Genomic DNA, 16614 nt, shown 5'->3' with positions numbered 1-16614 from the left:
AGGCCGCGCCTAATTACTCGAACCAATGGGCTCGGGCGGCCATGATCAACTTGCCGGCACGCTCTTCGTCGATGCCGTCGATGTCGAGCAGATCGTCGATCGACTGCTCGGCCAGGTCTTCGCGGTTAACCACGCCGCGCACCGCCAGTTCAGCCGCCAGGTCCTTGTCCATGCCCTCAAGGGAGAGCAGGTCTTCGGCCGGGTGGGCGTCTGCCAGTTTTTCTTCGGTAGCGATGGCCTTGGTCAACAAACGGTCCTTGGCTCGAGCGCGGAGCTCATTGACGATATCTTCGTCAAAGCCATCGATGTTGAGCATTTCTTCCAACGGTACGTAGGCAATTTCTTCGAGGCTGGTGAAGCCTTCGTCGACCAGCACTTGGGCCAGCTCCTCGTCGACTTCCAGCTCATCGATGAAATTGCGCAGGATGTCACCGGTTTCGGCCTGCTGCTTGGCCTGGATGTCCTTCTCGGTCATCACGTTCAGGGTCCAGCCGGTCAGCTGACTGGCCAGGCGAACGTTCTGACCACCACGGCCAATGGCCTGAGCCAGGTTGTCCTCGGCGACGGCGATGTCCATGGCATGGGCATCTTCATCAACGATGATCGCCGCGACTTCAGCCGGCGACATGGCGTTGATGACGAACTGCGCCGGGTTATCGTCCCACAGGACGATATCCACACGCTCACCACCCAGCTCCCCGGATACGGCCTGGACGCGCGAACCACGCATGCCGATGCAGGCGCCTTGCGGGTCGATGCGCTTGTCCTTGGAGCGGACGGCGATCTTGGCTCGCGAACCCGGATCACGGGAAGCAGCCATGACTTCGATCAGGCCCTCGGCAATTTCCGGCACTTCAATGCGGAAAAGCTCGATCAGCATCTGCGGCGCGGTGCGCGACAGGATCAGCTGTGGGCCACGGTTTTCGGTGCGAATTTCCTTGAGCAGCGCACGCAGGCGCACACCAACACGGAAGGTTTCGCGCGGAATGATGTCTTCGCGGGCCAGCAGGGCCTCGGCGTTGTTGCCCAGGTCAACGATCACGTTGTCGCGGGTAACCTTTTTGACGGTGCCGGAGATGATCTCGCCCACGCGCTCACGGTAAGCATCGACCACCTGCGCACGCTCGGCCTCACGTACCTTCTGCACGATGACCTGCTTGGCGGTCTGGGCGGCGATACGACCGAACTCGATGGACTCGATCTTCTCCTCGATCACGTCACCGACCTTGGCTTCAGGGTGGGTGTCCTTGATCTTGTCCAGCCAGGTCTCGATTGCCGGATCATCAAGATCAGCTTCGTCGACCACGGTCCAGCGACGGAAAGTCTCGTAGCTACCGGTGTGGCGGTTGATTTCCACACGCAGGTCGACTTCGTCTTCAAAACGTTTTTTGGTTGCAGTGGCCAGGGCCACTTCCAGCGCTTCGAAAATGACGCCGGGCGGTACACCTTTTTCGTTGGATACCGATTCAACAACCAGCAGTACTTCTTTGCTCATCGTACGCCTCGCCTTGCGCAAGCCATTGGGCCCGGACAGTTCACCGGGCCCGGCACGTCTCAGTCAAAACTGGGAATAATATTGGCCTTGTCGATCGAGTCGATCGGCAACAGGAACTCCTGGTTGTCCACCTGGACCACCACATCCTGCTCCTCCACACCGCGGAGAAGGCCCTGGAAGTTACGACGACCCTCGAAGGGTGAGCGCAGCTTGATCTTCACTTGTTCGCCGGCATGCGAGGCAAACTGTTCCAGAGTGAACAGTGGGCGATCCATGCCTGGAGAAGACACCTCGAGGGTGTACTCACTGCTGATTGGATCTTCCACATCGAGGATTGCGCTGGCCTGACGGCTGACCGCTTCGCAGTCGTCCACCAGGATGCCACCTTCCTTGTCGATGTAGATGCGCAGTACCGAATGCTTACCCTGGGAAACGAACTCGATCCCCCAGCACTGATAGCCCAGACCCTCGACAACCGGGGCCAACAAGGCCTGCAACTGTTCTAGCTTGCTCGACACCTGAACCCCCTCGTGCATGCTGTGCAAATAAAAAATGGGCAAAGCGCCCATCCCTGAAAGCGCCGTTGGACAACGACGCCGAAAACTGTTCGGTTAGCAAAAAGCCCCTGAAAAGGGGCTCCGCTGAAGCTGGTTGCGGGGGCTGGATTTGAACCAACGACCTTCGGGTTATGAGCCCGACGAGCTACCAAGCTGCTCCACCCCGCGACAAAGCTGGGGCAAAAGTATAAGACCGAACCCTGTTGAGGGTCAAATCAGAACCTTCACCTGCAAGAAAGCCCGCTAAAGCGGGCTCTCAAGCTTTAATTGGTACCGAGAAGGGGACTCGAACCCCTACACCCTATGGGCACAACCACCTCAAGGTTGCGTGTCTACCAATTCCACCACCTCGGCAATACTACTACTTGAAACCCGTTACTTCTGCTCTTGTGCCGGAGGAGGTACATCACCCGAGTTGCTGGTGGTTTCACTCTTCTGCTGCTGGAGCACCGGTACATCATCATTAACTGCCGGTTTTTGCGGCTCTTTCACTTCTAGCACTGCTGGATCTGGAAGACCTGCTTGGCTAAGCTGGTGAGCTTGTTGCTTCGCGAAGTATCCTAACCCAAGTGCTGTCAAAAAGAAAGTGGCAGCGAGTATAGCAGTTAATTTACTTAGGAACGTTGCAGAGCCCTGGCTTCCGAACACGGTGTTTGAGGCACCCGCGCCGAAAGATGCACCTGCTTCAGCACCCTTACCCTGTTGCAACAGAACCAGCACTACTAGCGACAGCGCTGCCAACAGATGAAAAACAACGATGACTGTTTCCAGCATTTGTTCAGTTTCCTGCGGCGCGACAAATTGCACCGAATTCGTCTGCGTTCAGGGAAGCCCCACCAATGAGACCCCCATCGATATCCGGCATGCCGAACAGTTCGGCCGCATTGGCCGCCTTCACGCTGCCGCCGTAGAGCAACTGCACCTTCGCAGCCACTTCAGCATCTTCTGCCGCCAGCTGGCCGCGGATGGCGGCATGCACATCCTGGGCCTGCTGAGGCGTGGCCGTCAGGCCAGTGCCGATGGCCCATACAGGCTCATAGGCAATTACTGCATTGGCAAAAGCCTTAACACCGAATGCTTCGATGATACTGCTTAGTTGACGCCCGACAACTTCAAGCGTCTTGCCAGCCTCGCGCTCTTCAAGGGTTTCCCCGATGCAAAGCACTGGCTTCAAACCTTTGGCCTGCGCTGCTGCAAACTTGCGATTGAGCACTTCGTCGGTTTCACCAATGATCTGGCGACGCTCCGAATGACCAATCAACACCAACTTGCAACCCGCTTCAACCAGCTGCTCGGGAGCAACTTCCCCGGTCAGCGCACCCTGTTCGGGTTGTACAGCAGAATTCTGTGCGCCAACAGTAATTTCTTTACCTGCCAGGCCATCAATCACTTGATTGATGAACAAGGCCGGCGGAAATACCGCGACTTCCACTCCGCTCGGCAAGGCGAGATTACTCAAGCCTTTGGTCAGCTCAGCGACGCTAGCGCGGGTACCGTGCATCTTCCAGTTACCAGCTACCATAGGGCGACGCATGCTTTACCTCGTCGGTCAAAGTGGGCGCAGATCTTACCCAACCAGATCTGCGCTGGCAAGCGCCTTCAGACACAAACTTCGCCGACCAGTTTGGCCAGCGCTTCAGCGTGCATCCGCACCTGGTTTTCGTCCTCGCCCTCGACCATGACCCGAACCAGCGGCTCGGTACCGGATTTGCGCAACAGCACACGACCACGGCCAGCCAACGCCTCGGTCACCTTGGCACTGGCTTCCTTGACAGCCGGGTGCTCCAGCGGGTCGACCTTGCTAGCGCCGAAGCGCACGTTGATCAGCACCTGCGGGCACTTGCGCAGGGCCTGGCGGGCCTGGGCAAGGGTTTCGCCACGGCGCTTGAGCGCCATCAGCACCTGCAGCGCGGCGATGATCGCATCACCGGTAGTGGTGTGGTTGCAGCACACGACGTGGCCGGAGTTTTCACCACCGACCAGCCACTCACGCTCAAGCAGCTCGGACATGACGTAACGGTCACCGACCTTGGCCCGCACGAACGGTATATCCAGGTCCTTCAGCGCCAGCTCCAGGCCCAGGTTGCTCATCAGCGTGCCCACTACCCCGCCCTGCAGCTTGCCGCGGTCGCGCAGATCCCGGGCGATGATGAACAGCAACTCGTCACCATCGACGATGGCGCCGGTGTGGTCGACCATCAACACGCGATCGCCGTCTCCGTCGAAGGCGATACCGAGGTCGGCATGCCCCACCAGCACGGCGGCCTGCAGCGATTCGATGTGCGTCGAGCCGCAACCTTCGTTGATGTTAAGGCCATCCGGCTGCGCATGCAGCACGGTCACGTCGGCACCCAACTCACGGAACACGCTCGGCGCAACCTTGTAGGTGGCACCGTGGGCGCAATCGACCACCAGCTTGAGGCCTTCAAAGCCAGTACCCGTGGGTACGCTGCTCTTGCAGAACTCGATATAACGGCCGGCAGCGTCGTTGATGCGCGAAACCTTGCCCAACTTGCCCGAGTCGACCACGGTCATCGGCTGGTCGAGCAGCTCTTCGATCATCAGCTCGACTTCGTCTGGCAGCTTGGTGCCCTGGCCCGAGAAGAACTTGATGCCGTTGTCTTCGTGCGGGTTGTGCGAGGCACTGATGACAATGCCAGCCTGGGCATGGAACGTGCGCGTCAGATAGGCGATGGCCGGCGTAGGCATTGGCCCCAGCAGCATGACGTCGGCACCTGCCGCGGCCAGACCGGCTTCGAGTGCAGACTCGAACATGTAGCCGGAGATACGCGTGTCCTTGCCCACCAGCACCCGGCAATGGCCTTGCTTGCGGAAGGCCATGCCGGCCGCCCAACCCAGCTTCAGCATGAAGTCAGGCGTGATCGGGTATTCGCCGACGCGGCCACGAATGCCGTCGGTACCAAAGTATTTTCTGCTCATAGGGACTCCAATGTTCTTATTCGGCGTTTTGTACCGCAGCAATCATGCGCACCACATCGACAGTTTCAGCCACGTCATGGACACGAAGGATGCTCGCCCCCTTGGTCATGGCCAACGCCGCCAGCGCAAGGCTGCCGTACAACCGCTCGCCGACCGGACGTTCCAGCGTCAGGCCGATCATGCTCTTTCGTGAAACGCCCACCAGCAGCGGGCGCCCAAGGCGATAGAGCGCTTCCATGTGCTTGAACAGGCTCAGGTTGTGCGCCAGTGTCTTGGCGAAACCAAAGCCCGGGTCAAGGATGATTCTGTTTGCGTCGATGCCCACCGCCGCACAGGCGGCCATCCGCTGCTCAAGATAGCGCGTAACGTCAGCGGTCACATCATCGTAATGCGGGTCGTCCTGCATGTTACCCGGCTCGCCACGCATGTGCATGAGGCACACCGGCAGGCCGGTATCCGCCGCAGCGTCCAGAGCCCCATCGCGCTCCAGGGCGCGCACGTCATTGATGAGCCCGGCACCGAGACGGGCCGATTCACGGATGACGGCAGGCGTAGAAGTGTCGACCGAGATGACCACATCGAGGCGGCTGTTGATTGCCTCGACCATCGGCGCGACACGCTCCAACTCCTCAGTGACCGATACCGCCCGCGCACCAGGGCGCGTGGACTCGCCACCGATGTCGATCAGCGTGGCGCCGGCGGCGACCATTGCCTCCGCATGGCGCAGAGCCTCGTCACGCTGACTGAAGCGTCCGCCATCGGAAAAGGAATCGGGGGTGATATTGAGAATACCCATGACATGGGTACGCGACAAATCAAGAACCCGGTTGCCGCAAGGCAACCGGGTCGGGTACTGCACTGAGCTCATAGATGCCCTTAGTGTTGAGCTGCTGGGCCGCCGATTGGCGATTCCGGACGGTCATTCTGGGCCGCAGGCGTACCCGAATCCTTGTCATCGTCCCAGTCACGCGGTTCGCGCGGCGTACGCCCAGCCATGATGTCGTCGATCTGATCGGCATCGATGGTCTCATACTTCATCAGCGCTTCGGTCATCGCTTCGAGCTTGTCGCGGTTGTCGACCAGCAGCTGCTTGGCTGTGGCATAGCACTGATCGATGATGCTGCGCACCTCGGAGTCGATCAGCTTGGCAGTCTCGCCAGAAACACTGGCGTGCTGGCTGCCGGCGCTACGACCGAGGAACACCTCACCCTCTTCTTCTGCGTACATCAGCGGCCCGAGCTTCTCGGACAGGCCCCATTTGGTGACCATGTTACGCGCGATCTGGCTGGCACGCATGATGTCGTTGGACGCGCCGGTCGTGACGCCATCGAAGCCCAAGGTCATCTCTTCGGCGATACGGCCACCGTACAGCGAGCAGATCTGGCTGATCAGCGCACGCTTGGACAGGCTGTAGCGGTCTTCTTCCGGCAGGAACATGGTCACACCCAGGGCGCGACCGCGCGGAATGATGGAAACCTTGTAGACCGGGTCGTGCTCAGGCACCAGGCGACCAACAATGGCGTGGCCAGCCTCATGGTAGGCCGTGTTGCGCTTTTCTTTCTCGGACATGACCATGGTCTTGCGCTCGGCGCCCATCATGATCTTGTCCTTGGCCAGCTCGAACTCTTTCATTTCGACCAGGCGCTTGTTGGAGCGTGCGGCAAACAGCGAGGCTTCGTTGACCAGGTTGGCCAGGTCGGCACCGGAGAAACCGGGGGTACCACGGGCAATGACCGCCGGGTTGACGTTTTCGCCGACCGGCACCTTGCGCATGTGCACCTTGAGGATCTGTTCGCGACCGCGGATGTCTGGCAGACCTACCACCACCTGGCGGTCGAAACGGCCAGGACGAAGCAGCGCCGGGTCGAGTACGTCCGGTCGGTTGGTAGCAGCGATGACGATGATGCCATCGTTCATCTCGAAGCCGTCCATCTCTACCAGCAGCTGGTTGAGGGTTTGTTCACGCTCGTCGTGACCACCGCCCATGCCGGCGCCACGGTGGCGACCCACAGCGTCGATCTCGTCGATGAAGATAATGCACGGAGCATGCTTCTTGGCTTGCTCGAACATGTCGCGCACACGGCTGGCACCGACACCTACGAACATTTCCACGAAGTCCGAACCGGAAATGGTGAAGAACGGTACTTTCGCTTCGCCGGCAATTGCCTTGGCCAGCAGGGTCTTACCGGTACCTGGCGGACCAACCATCAGCACACCGCGCGGGATGCGGCCACCCAGACGCTGGAATTTGCCCGGATCACGCAGGAACTCGACCAGCTCGCCAACCTCTTCCTTGGCCTCGTCGCAGCCGGCAACATCGGCCAGCGTAGTCTTGACCTGGTCTTCGGACAGCAGGCGCGCCTTGCTCTTGCCAAAGCTCATCGGCCCACCCTTGCCGCCCGCACCGCCTTGCATCTGGCGCATGAAGAACATGAACACGGCAATGATGACCAGGATCGGGAAGCTCGCCACCAGCAATTGCGTCCAGATGCTCTGCTGCTCAGGCTGCTTGCCTTCGATGATGACGTGGTTATCGACCAGGTCACCGATCAGACCATTGTCGGTAATGGCCGGGCGCACGGTCTTGAAGTTGTCGCCGTCGGCGCGCTTGCCGGTAATGATGTAGCCGTCGACGGTCACACGCTCGACCTTGCCATCCTTGACCTGCTGGATGAAGTCGGAGTAGTTGAGGGTCTGCGGCTCGTTAGGGCTGGAGAAGTTGTTCATCACTGTCACCAGGACAGCTGCGATGATCAACCACAGGATCAGATTCTTTGCCATGTCGTTCAATTCGCTACCCTCTGAGGCCGGCGCACGACGCAGCCGTGCCTCGCATGATATTCATCGCCCTAACTTACTACATTACCCACGCAGCCGCAGGCACCGTCTGTAACCCTTTGTGAAAGCTAGACTACACGAAGTTCGGACAATCCTGACGCAGTGGCCGATTGGAATTAACTATCGGCCACCCCGCTTCACACCTTTCACGCCCCTTTGAAGCCCCTGCCCAACAGGTACTGCTCACGGGAACGGTCCCGCGACGACGACGGCTTGCGCATCTGCACCTTGTCGAACTTGCTGCGCACGTCCTTCAGGTACACGTCAAAACCTTCGCCCTGGAAAATCTTGATCAGGAAGTCGCCGCCGGGCTTGAGCACGCGGGTCGCCAGATCGAGGGCCAGCTCGCAGAGGAACATGGCGCGCGGTATGTCCACCGCAGGCGTACCACTCATATTGGGGGCCATGTCGGAAATCACAAGGTCTACGTGCGAATCACCGACCGCTTCGAGAATGCGCTGCAGGACTTCGTCGTGGGTGAAATCGCCCTGGATGAAGGTCACGTCGGCGATCGAGTCCATTTCCAGGATGTCGGACGCGATCAGCCGGCCCTGACCACCAATCAGACGACTGGTCACCTGCGACCAGCCCCCCGGGGCCGCACCGAGGTCGATTACGCTCATGCCTGGGCGGATCAGGCGGTCCTTTTCCTGGATCTCAAGCAGTTTGTAGCTCGCACGCGAGCGGTAGCCATCCTTCTGCGCCTGCTTCACAAAAGGATCGTTGAAATGCTCTCGCAGCCAGTTTGCGCTGCTTTTGGAACGTTGTACCACGGGGCACCTCGATGATATGCGTCGTGATTGACTGGGCGGAGCCGGTGGCCCTCGGGTAAAATGCCCGTCAATTTTACAGAATCAGACGGAAAGGGTCAGATTATGCCGCTCAATAACGAGCAGAAGAAGCAATACAAGTCCATTGGTCATGACCTGAAGCCGGTCCTGATCGTTGCTGGCAACGGTTTGAATGAAGGCGTCATCGCCGAACTGGAACGCGCGCTGGTCGACCATGAACTGATCAAGGTCGAGATTCGCTCGGAAGACCGCGAAGAACGCGCCGAAACCATTGCCGAGCTGTGCAAGGCTGGCCGTGCCGAGCTGGTGCAGACCATTGGCAAGAAGGCCCTGATCTACCGCAAGAATCCACAGCCGAACAAGCAGCTGTCCAACATCCACCGCTACAAGTAGCGGTGGCTCCGGTCAGTGGCGCGGCGAACGCGCCCTGACCGGCACCGGCTGGGCCACCTGCACGATGCCGGAAAAGCCCAGTACCAGGAAGCAGAACATCTGCCAGCGCTCGCCCACGGAAATACCGTAGCGCAAGGTGTAGTACCCCACGCAGGCGCCGAAGCCGAGCAACAGCATCTGGCCACGGAACTGCCGCCACCAGGCCGCCAGGCCGTCCACCCTTGCCAGCACTGCCAGCTGGGTCAACAAGCCAAGCAACGCCACACCGATCAACCAGCGGTCGATCTGCCCGGCGATATCCTGCACCAGCAGCGGCGCCAGGCCACTGACCTTCAGCGCAGGCACCAGCCCCACGTGAAACACCCAAAGGCCGCCGACCCAGAAAACCTGGGCCAGCTGCCAGAGGATCCCCTCGAGGGATGGCGCCCGCAGGCGCCGGTCAGATGTGCTTGACTTCGACAATCTCGTACTCGACCGTGCCACTAGGCGTCTTGACGACGACAATATCACCTTCTTCCTTGCCGATGATGGCACGGGCAATCGGCGCGCCGGCCGAGAGCTTGCCCTTCTTGATGTCGGCTTCGTCCTCGCCAACGATCTGGTAGGTCACCTGGTCACCGGTCTCGGTGTTTTCCAGATCTACGGTGGTGCCGAAGATGACCTTGCCGGTGTGGGGGATGGTGGTCACGTCGATCACCACCGAGTTCTGCAGGCGGCCTTCGATATCGCGGATACGCGCTTCGACCATGCCCTGCTCTTCGCGGGCTGCATGGTATTCGGCGTTTTCCTTGAGGTCACCCAGTTCGCGCGCTTCGCCGATTGCCTGGCTCAGGCGCGGGCGCTCGGTCTTGCTCAGGAACAGGTGCTCCTCTTCCAGGGCGCGAGCGCCCTGGACGGTCATCGGGTACTTGGTAATGCTCATGCTTTCAGTCCTGCATGCAGATCTTGCAAGCGACGAACGGTCTTTTCCGGACCAAACTTCAGCGCTTCGCAGATGGCTTCACCGGCCGCAATGGTAGTGGTGCAGTAAATCTTGTGCTGCAGCGCATTGCGACGAATCGAGTAGGAATCGGCGATCGACTGGCGGCCTTCGGTGGTGTTGATGATCAGCGACACTTCGTCGTTCTTGATCATGTCGACCACGTGCGGGCGACCTTCGGTCACCTTGTTCACACGGCGCACTTTCAGGCCAGCCGCTTCGATAACCTTGGCGGTGCCAGCAGTTGCAACCACTTCGAAGCCCAGGGCGATCAGGTCGCGGGCAACGCCAGCCACTTGTGGCTTGTCGTCGTCACGCACGCTGATGAACGCGGTACCGCCGGTCGGCAGCACTTCGCTGGCACCCATCTGGGCCTTGGCGAAGGCTTCACCGAAGCTGTCACCCACGCCCATGACTTCACCGGTCGATTTCATCTCAGGGCCGAGGATCGGGTCAACCCCTGGGAACTTGGCGAACGGGAAGACGGCTTCCTTGACGCTGTAGAAGTTCGGGATGATTTCCTGGGTGAAGCCCAGCTCTTTCAGGGTTTTGCCAGCCATCACGCGGGCGGCGATCATGGCCAGGGAAGTGCCGATGCACTTGGACACGAACGGCACGGTACGCGAGGCGCGCGGGTTGACTTCGATCACGTAGATTTTGTCGCCTTGCAGGGCCAGCTGCACGTTCATCAGGCCGACGACGCCCAGCTCCAGGGCCATTTTCTTGACCTGTACGCGAACTTCGTCCTGCACTTCCTTGCTCAGCGAGTAAGGTGGCAGCGAGCACGCCGAGTCACCGGAGTGAACGCCGGCCTGCTCGATGTGCTGCATGATTGCGCCGATCACCACATCGGTACCGTCGCACACGGCGTCCACGTCCATCTCGATGGCGCAGTTGAGGAAGTGGTCGAGCAGTACCGGGCTGTCGTTGGACACCTGTACGGCTTCACGCAGGTAGCGCTTGAGCTCGTCCAGTTCGTAGACGATTTCCATGGCGCGGCCACCCAGTACGTACGACGGGCGCACCACCAGCGGGTAACCGATGCTGCCAGCAGCGCTGATGGCTTCTTCTTCGCTGCGTACGGTGGCGTTTGGCGGCTGCAGCAGGTTCAGGCGCTGAACCATCTGCTGGAAGCGCTCACGGTCTTCGGCGCGGTCGATGGCGTCCGGGCTGGTACCGATGATCGGTACGCCGGCTTCTTCCAGGGCACGGGCCAGTTTCAGCGGCGTCTGGCCGCCGTAGTGCACGATCACGCCTTTCGGCTTCTCGACGCGGCAAACTTCCAGCACGTCTTCCAGGGTCAGCGGCTCGAAGTACAGGCGGTCGGAGGTGTCGTAGTCGGTGGAGACGGTTTCCGGGTTGCAGTTGACCATGATGGTCTCGTAACCGTCTTCACGCAGCGCCAGTGCAGCGTGTACGCAGCAGTAGTCGAACTCGATACCTTGACCGATACGGTTCGGGCCACCACCCAGGATCATGATCTTGTCGCGGGTCGACGGGTTGGCCTCGCACTCTTCCTCGTAGGTGGAGTACAGGTAGGCGGTGTCGGTGGCGAACTCGGCGGCGCAGGTGTCGACGCGCTTGTACACCGGGAACACTTCCAGCTTGTGGCGGTGACGGCGCAGGTTCTTGTCGGTGATGCCCAGCAGCTTGGCCAGACGCTGGTCCGAGAAGCCCTTGCGCTTGAGGCGCAGCATGTAGTCCTTGTCGATCGCCGACAGCGCCAGGGTCTTGACCTTCTCTTCTTCCTTGATGAGGTCTTCCATCTGCACCAGGAACCACAGGTCGATGCCGGTCAGCTCGAAGATTTCCTCGATGGTCATGCCGGAACGCATGGCGTCAGCCACGTACCAGATACGCTCGGCACCCGGCACAGTCAGCTCGCGCTTGAGGATGCTGGCAGCTTCCGGGCTGGCCAGGTCGACTTTCGGGTCGAGGCCGCAGGCACCGACTTCCAGGCCGCGCAGGGCTTTCTGCAGGGATTCCTGGAAGGTACGGCCGATGGCCATGACTTCACCCACAGACTTCATCTGGGTGGTCAGGCGGGCGTCGGCTTTCGGGAATTTCTCGAAGGCGAAGCGTGGCAGCTTGGTGACGACGTAGTCGATCGACGGCTCGAAGGACGCCGGGGTGCGGCCGCCGGTGATGTCGTTCTGCAGTTCGTCGAGGGTGTAACCAATGGCCAGCTTGGCAGCGATCTTGGCGATCGGGAAGCCGGTAGCCTTGGAGGCCAGTGCCGAGGAACGCGACACACGCGGGTTCATCTCGATCACGACCATGCGGCCGGTGTTCGGGCAGATACCGAACTGCACGTTGGAACCGCCGGTCTCAACACCGATTTCACGCAGCACCGCCAGCGAGGCGTTGCGCATGATCTGGTATTCCTTGTCGGTCAGGGTCTGTGCCGGAGCAACGGTGATCGAGTCACCGGTGTGCACGCCCATCGGGTCGAAGTTCTCGATCGAGCAGACGATGATGCAGTTGTCCTTTTTGTCACGGACCACTTCCATCTCGTACTCTTTCCAGCCGATCAGCGATTCGTCGATCAGCAGCTCTTTGGTCGGCGACAGGTCCAGACCACGGGTGCAGATTTCTTCGAACTCTTCACGGTTGTAGGCGATACCACCACCCGTACCGCCCATGGTGAACGATGGGCGGATGATGCATGGGAAGCCCAGCTTCTCGAGGACCGCATTGGCCTCTTCCATGCTGTGGGCGATACCGGAGCGCGGGCACTCCAGGCCGATGTCCTTCATGGCCTTGTCGAAGCGCGAACGGTCTTCGGCCTTGTCGATGGTGTCGGCGTTGGCACCGATCATCTCTACGCCGAACTTCTCCAGAACGCCGTGGCGCTCCAGGTCCAGGGCGCAGTTCAGTGCGGTCTGGCCACCCATGGTCGGCAGGACGGCGTCCGGGCGCTCTTTCTCGATGATCTTGGCCACCGACTGCCATTTGATCGGCTCGATGTAGGTGGCGTCGGCCATGGCCGGGTCGGTCATGATGGTGGCTGGGTTGGAGTTCACCAGGATGACGCGGAAACCTTCCTCGCGCAGGGCTTTACAAGCCTGGGCGCCGGAGTAGTCGAATTCGCAGGCCTGGCCGATCACGATCGGGCCAGCGCCGAGAATCAGGATGCTTTTGATGTCTGTACGTTTTGGCATGGTTGTCACTCAAATCCGGGGTCAGTCGGCAAGCCGCTTTGAACAATCTGGGTCAGGCGCTTCCGGGCGCGGCGCGAGCCGGCCCGGGGCCTTGAAGCAGGATGCTCAGCGGCGCTTGGCCATGGCATCGGTGAAACGATCGAACAGTGGCGCGACATCGGTCGGGCCTGGGCTCGCTTCAGGGTGGCCCTGGAAGCTGAACGCGCTCTTGTCGGTGCGCTCGATACCCTGCAGGGTGCCGTCGAACAGCGACTTGTGAATGGCGCGGACGTTGCCCGGCAGGGTGGCCTCGTCAACGGCAAAACCGTGGTTCTGGCTTGTGATCATGACCACGCCGGTGTCCAGGTCCTGGACCGGGTGGTTGGCACCGTGGTGGCCGTGGCCCATTTTCACGGTCTTGGCGCCGGAAGCCAGGGCCAGCAACTGGTGGCCGAGGCAGATGCCGAATACCGGGATCTCGGTTTCGAGGATTTCCTTGATCGCCTGGATCGCGTAGTCGCAAGGCTCAGGGTCACCAGGGCCGTTGGACAGGAACACGCCGTCCGGGTTGAGTGCCAGCACTTCGCTGGCCGGAGTCTGGGCCGGCACCACGGTCACGCGGCAGCCACGGGCCACCAGCATGCGCAGGATGTTCAGCTTGACGCCGTAGTCGAAGGCAACCACGTGGTACGGCAGGTCGGCCGCGTCGATGGTCGGGTGGCTGTCGGTCTTCAGCTCCCACACGCTGGAACGCCACTCGTAGCGTTCCTTGGTGGAAACGACCTTGGCCAGGTCCATGCCCTTCAGGCCCGGGAAGCCGCGGGCGGCGGCGATGGCGGCTTCTTCGCTGATGTTGTCACCGGCGAGGATGCAACCGTTCTGGGCACCCTTTTCACGCAGGATTCGGGTCAGGCGACGGGTGTCGATGCCAGCGATGGCAACGACGTTGTTGGCCTTGAGGTACTCAGGCAGCGACTGGGTGTTACGCCAGTTGCTGGCCAGCAGCGGCAGATCACGGATGACCAGGCCTGCGGACCAGACGCGGTTCGACTCGGCATCTTCCGGCGTGGTGCCGGTGTTGCCGATGTGCGGGTAGGTCAGGGTAACGATTTGCTGCGCGTAGGAAGGGTCTGTAAGGATTTCCTGGTAGCCGGTCATAGCGGTGTTGAATACCACCTCACCAACGGTCTGACCGTCGGCACCGATAGCTTCACCGCGGAAAATACTGCCGTCGGCAAGGGCGAGTATGGCTGGCTTTGTCAAGAAGACCTCCCGTAAATCAAGCATGAAAGGGCGATCGCAGGTTGCAAAAAAGCGGAGTGACGTATGGACACGTCACCCCGCTTTCATGTGCTGAATTCAATTCGCTGCGCGCTTTTAGTGGACACACTAAAGCTGTAGCTTACAGAAAAGTGCGTTTTTGGTCTACCGCGGATGTGCCTCTAAAACACAAGATTGCGACAAAGGGGTGCATCGCACCCCAATCGCGGGCCAGCCCGTTGCAAGGCTCAGTGCAGTTCGAGCACATCCTGCATATCGTACAGGCCAGGCTCACGCCCATCCAGCCACAGCGCCGCACGCACGGCCCCCTTGGCAAACGTCATGCGGCTGGAGGCCTTGTGGGTAATTTCCAGGCGCTCGCCTTCAGCTGCGAACAGAACGGTGTGATCACCCACCACATCGCCGGCGCGTACGGTGGCGAAGCCGATCGTCTTGCGATCACGCGCGCCAGTCTGCCCTTCACGGCCATACACGGCCACTTCCTGCAGATCGCGGCCCAGCGCATTGGCAACCACTTCACCCATGCGCAGCGCAGTACCCGACGGTGCATCGACCTTGTGCCGGTGATGCGCCTCGATGATCTCGATATCGACATCATCGCCCAACACCCGGGCAGCCAGATCAAGCAGCTTCAGACTAAGGTTCACACCCACGCTGAAGTTGGCAGCGAACACAATTGGAATGTCCTTGCCAGCTTCAGCCAGCAGCTGCTTTTCTTCAACCGTAAAACCGGTGGTGCCGATGATCATCGCCTTACCGTGCTTGCGACAGAATGCGAGGTTTTTCAGGGTCACCGATGGGTGGGTGAAGTCGATCAGCACGTCGAATTCGTCGGCGACCTTGGCCAGATCGTCAGACAACAACACACCAATCCGGCCAAGAGCCGCCAACTCGCCGGCGTCAGCCCCGACGAGCGAGCTATCAGGGCGATCGATCGCCGCCGTCAGCCCTGCACCCGGCGTTTGTTGCACGGCCTCGATAAGGGTCTTGCCCATCCGCCCCGCCGCGCCCATCACTGCAATACGTCGCATAGCCTTTTCCTTGTCAGAGATCGCCGAAGAAGCGCTTCACGCCATCGAACCAGCCACTGGCCTTGGGCGAGTGGGAGCTGTCGCCTTCCAGCGAGTCACGCAGTTCTTCCAGCAGCTCGCGCTGGCGACGGCTGAGGTTGACCGGGGTTTCCACCGCCACACGGCACAGCAGGTCGCCCGCACCACCGCCACGCACCGGCGCCACACCCTTGCCACGCAGGCGGAACTGCTTGCCGGTCTGGGTACCTTCCGGAATTTTCAGCTTCACGCGGCCATCCAGGGTCGGCACTTCCAGCTCACCACCCAAGGCAGCATCGGTGTAGCTGATCGGTACTTCGCAATACAGGTGCTTGCCATCACGCTGGAAGATCTCGTGCTCACGCACGCTGATCACCACATACAGGTCGCCGGTCGGGCCACCATGGGTACCCGCCTCGCCCTCGCCAGACAGGCGGATGCGGTCGCCAGTATCGACGCCCGCCGGCACCTTGACCGACAGCGTCTTGTATTCCTCAACCCGGCCTTCGCCGTGGCACGAGGTGCATGGGTCGGTGATGATCTTGCCCTGGCCATGACAGCGCGGGCAGGTCTGCTGTACCGAGAAGAAACCTTGCTGCATGCGCACCTGACCGATGCCACCGCAAGTCGGGCAAGTCGATGGAGTCGAGCCCTTTTTGGCGCCAGAGCCATCGCAAGGCTGACAGTTGACCAGGGTAGGTACGCGGATGCTGACCGTGGTGCCACGCACCGCTTCTTCCAGGTTCAGCTCCAGGGTGTAACGCAGGTCGCTGCCACGCTGGGCACCGCCACGACCACCACCACCACGGCCGCCACCGAAGAAGTCGCTGAATACATCGCCGAAGATGTCGGAGAAGTTGGCGCCACCGAAGCCAGCACCGCCGCCACCCATGCTTGGGTCCACGCCTGCATGGCCGTACTGGTCGAATGCCGCACGCTTGCTGGCATCAGACAGTACCTCGTAGGCCTCGTTGGCCTCTTTGAACTTGTCTTCCGACTCTTTATCGCCCGGGTTGCGGTCCGGGTGGTACTTCATCGCCAGTCGGCGGTAAGCCTTTTTGAGGTCAGCTTCACTGGCGCCGCGCTCGACACCCAGAACCTCATAGTAATCACGCTTGGACATAGGTCATTTGCACCTTGTTGGGCGTCTG

At 60.6% G+C, this 16614-nt stretch carries 15 protein-coding genes and 2 tRNA genes; 1 reads left to right on the top strand and 16 read right to left on the bottom strand.

Features of this window, described 5'->3' with window-relative positions; genetic code table 11:
- Positions 1-13: 13 nt before the first annotated feature.
- The 10 genes from nusA to rlmE form a co-directional block, all read right to left on the bottom strand.
- Complete coding sequence (gene nusA, locus D906_RS09160; protein ID WP_009685349.1) at positions 14-1495, bottom strand: transcription termination factor NusA; 1482 nt, start codon at positions 1493-1495, stop codon at positions 14-16.
- 59 nt (positions 1496-1554) lie between these two features.
- Entirely contained in the window at positions 1555-2013 is a 459-nt protein-coding gene (gene rimP, locus D906_RS09155; RefSeq protein ID WP_009685348.1) for a ribosome maturation factor RimP, read from the bottom strand.
- 130 nt (positions 2014-2143) lie between these two features.
- Positions 2144-2220, bottom strand: a tRNA-Met gene (locus D906_RS09150).
- Positions 2221-2320: 100 nt separating this feature from the next.
- A tRNA-Leu gene (locus D906_RS09145) sits at positions 2321-2406 on the bottom strand.
- 21 nt (positions 2407-2427) lie between these two features.
- Complete coding sequence (gene secG / locus D906_RS09140) at positions 2428-2826, bottom strand: preprotein translocase subunit SecG (protein WP_016712084.1); 399 nt, start codon at positions 2824-2826, stop codon at positions 2428-2430.
- A 4-nt stretch (positions 2827-2830) separates the two neighbouring features.
- The gene (gene tpiA / locus D906_RS09135) at positions 2831-3586 is read right to left on the bottom strand and encodes a triose-phosphate isomerase (RefSeq protein WP_016712085.1); all 756 of its coding nucleotides are present in this window, start codon (positions 3584-3586) and stop codon (positions 2831-2833) included.
- Positions 3587-3651: 65 nt separating this feature from the next.
- Positions 3652-4992 carry a phosphoglucosamine mutase gene (glmM, locus tag D906_RS09130; protein WP_019098156.1) on the bottom strand — a complete coding sequence of 447 codons (1341 nt, stop codon included), beginning with the start codon at positions 4990-4992 and terminating at the stop codon, positions 3652-3654.
- 16 nt (positions 4993-5008) lie between these two features.
- The gene (gene folP / locus D906_RS09125; protein ID WP_019098157.1) at positions 5009-5860 is read right to left on the bottom strand and encodes a dihydropteroate synthase; all 852 of its coding nucleotides are present in this window, start codon (positions 5858-5860) and stop codon (positions 5009-5011) included.
- An 8-nt stretch (positions 5861-5868) separates the two neighbouring features.
- Positions 5869-7773, bottom strand: a complete 1905-nt coding sequence (gene ftsH, locus D906_RS09120) for an ATP-dependent zinc metalloprotease FtsH (protein WP_016712088.1) — start codon at positions 7771-7773, stop codon at positions 5869-5871.
- Between the two features lie 203 nt (positions 7774-7976).
- The gene (gene rlmE / locus D906_RS09115) at positions 7977-8603 is read right to left on the bottom strand and encodes a 23S rRNA (uridine(2552)-2'-O)-methyltransferase RlmE (RefSeq protein WP_012274251.1); all 627 of its coding nucleotides are present in this window, start codon (positions 8601-8603) and stop codon (positions 7977-7979) included.
- A gap of 102 nt (positions 8604-8705) precedes the next feature.
- On the opposite strand from rlmE, the gene yhbY reads away from it, so the two are divergent.
- A complete protein-coding gene (gene yhbY / locus D906_RS09110; RefSeq protein WP_003249945.1) occupies positions 8706-9014 on the top strand; it encodes a ribosome assembly RNA-binding protein YhbY in 309 nt (102 codons plus the stop codon).
- A 12-nt stretch (positions 9015-9026) separates the two neighbouring features.
- Here the strand turns inward: yhbY and D906_RS09105 are convergent, their stop codons facing one another.
- The 6 genes from D906_RS09105 to dnaJ form a co-directional block, all read right to left on the bottom strand.
- A complete protein-coding gene (locus tag D906_RS09105) occupies positions 9027-9476 on the bottom strand; it encodes an MFS transporter (protein WP_081741845.1) in 450 nt (149 codons plus the stop codon).
- Positions 9454-9936 carry a transcription elongation factor GreA gene (gene greA / locus D906_RS09100; protein ID WP_016712090.1) on the bottom strand — a complete coding sequence of 161 codons (483 nt, stop codon included), beginning with the start codon at positions 9934-9936 and terminating at the stop codon, positions 9454-9456. Before greA ends, D906_RS09105 begins: the two co-directional genes overlap by 23 nt.
- Entirely contained in the window at positions 9933-13154 is a 3222-nt protein-coding gene (gene carB / locus D906_RS09095) for a carbamoyl-phosphate synthase large subunit (protein ID WP_019098158.1), read from the bottom strand. Before carB ends, greA begins: the two co-directional genes overlap by 4 nt.
- A gap of 105 nt (positions 13155-13259) precedes the next feature.
- The gene (gene carA, locus D906_RS09090) at positions 13260-14396 is read right to left on the bottom strand and encodes a glutamine-hydrolyzing carbamoyl-phosphate synthase small subunit (protein WP_003249935.1); all 1137 of its coding nucleotides are present in this window, start codon (positions 14394-14396) and stop codon (positions 13260-13262) included.
- 245 nt (positions 14397-14641) lie between these two features.
- On the bottom strand, positions 14642-15445 hold the full coding sequence (gene dapB, locus D906_RS09085) for a 4-hydroxy-tetrahydrodipicolinate reductase (protein WP_016712092.1): 804 nt from the start codon (positions 15443-15445) through the stop codon (positions 14642-14644).
- Positions 15446-15458: 13 nt separating this feature from the next.
- On the bottom strand, positions 15459-16586 hold the full coding sequence (gene dnaJ / locus D906_RS09080; RefSeq protein WP_019098160.1) for a molecular chaperone DnaJ: 1128 nt from the start codon (positions 16584-16586) through the stop codon (positions 15459-15461).
- Positions 16587-16614 lie beyond the last annotated feature (28 nt).

Origin of the sequence: Pseudomonas sp. LAIL14HWK12:I1 (genome assembly GCF_003202095.1) — a bacterium.
In the GTDB taxonomy this organism is placed as follows: domain Bacteria; phylum Pseudomonadota; class Gammaproteobacteria; order Pseudomonadales; family Pseudomonadaceae; genus Aquipseudomonas; species Aquipseudomonas monteilii.
Note: the sequence above shows the minus strand (reverse complement) of the source record. Positions and strands in the feature narration are given on the sequence as shown.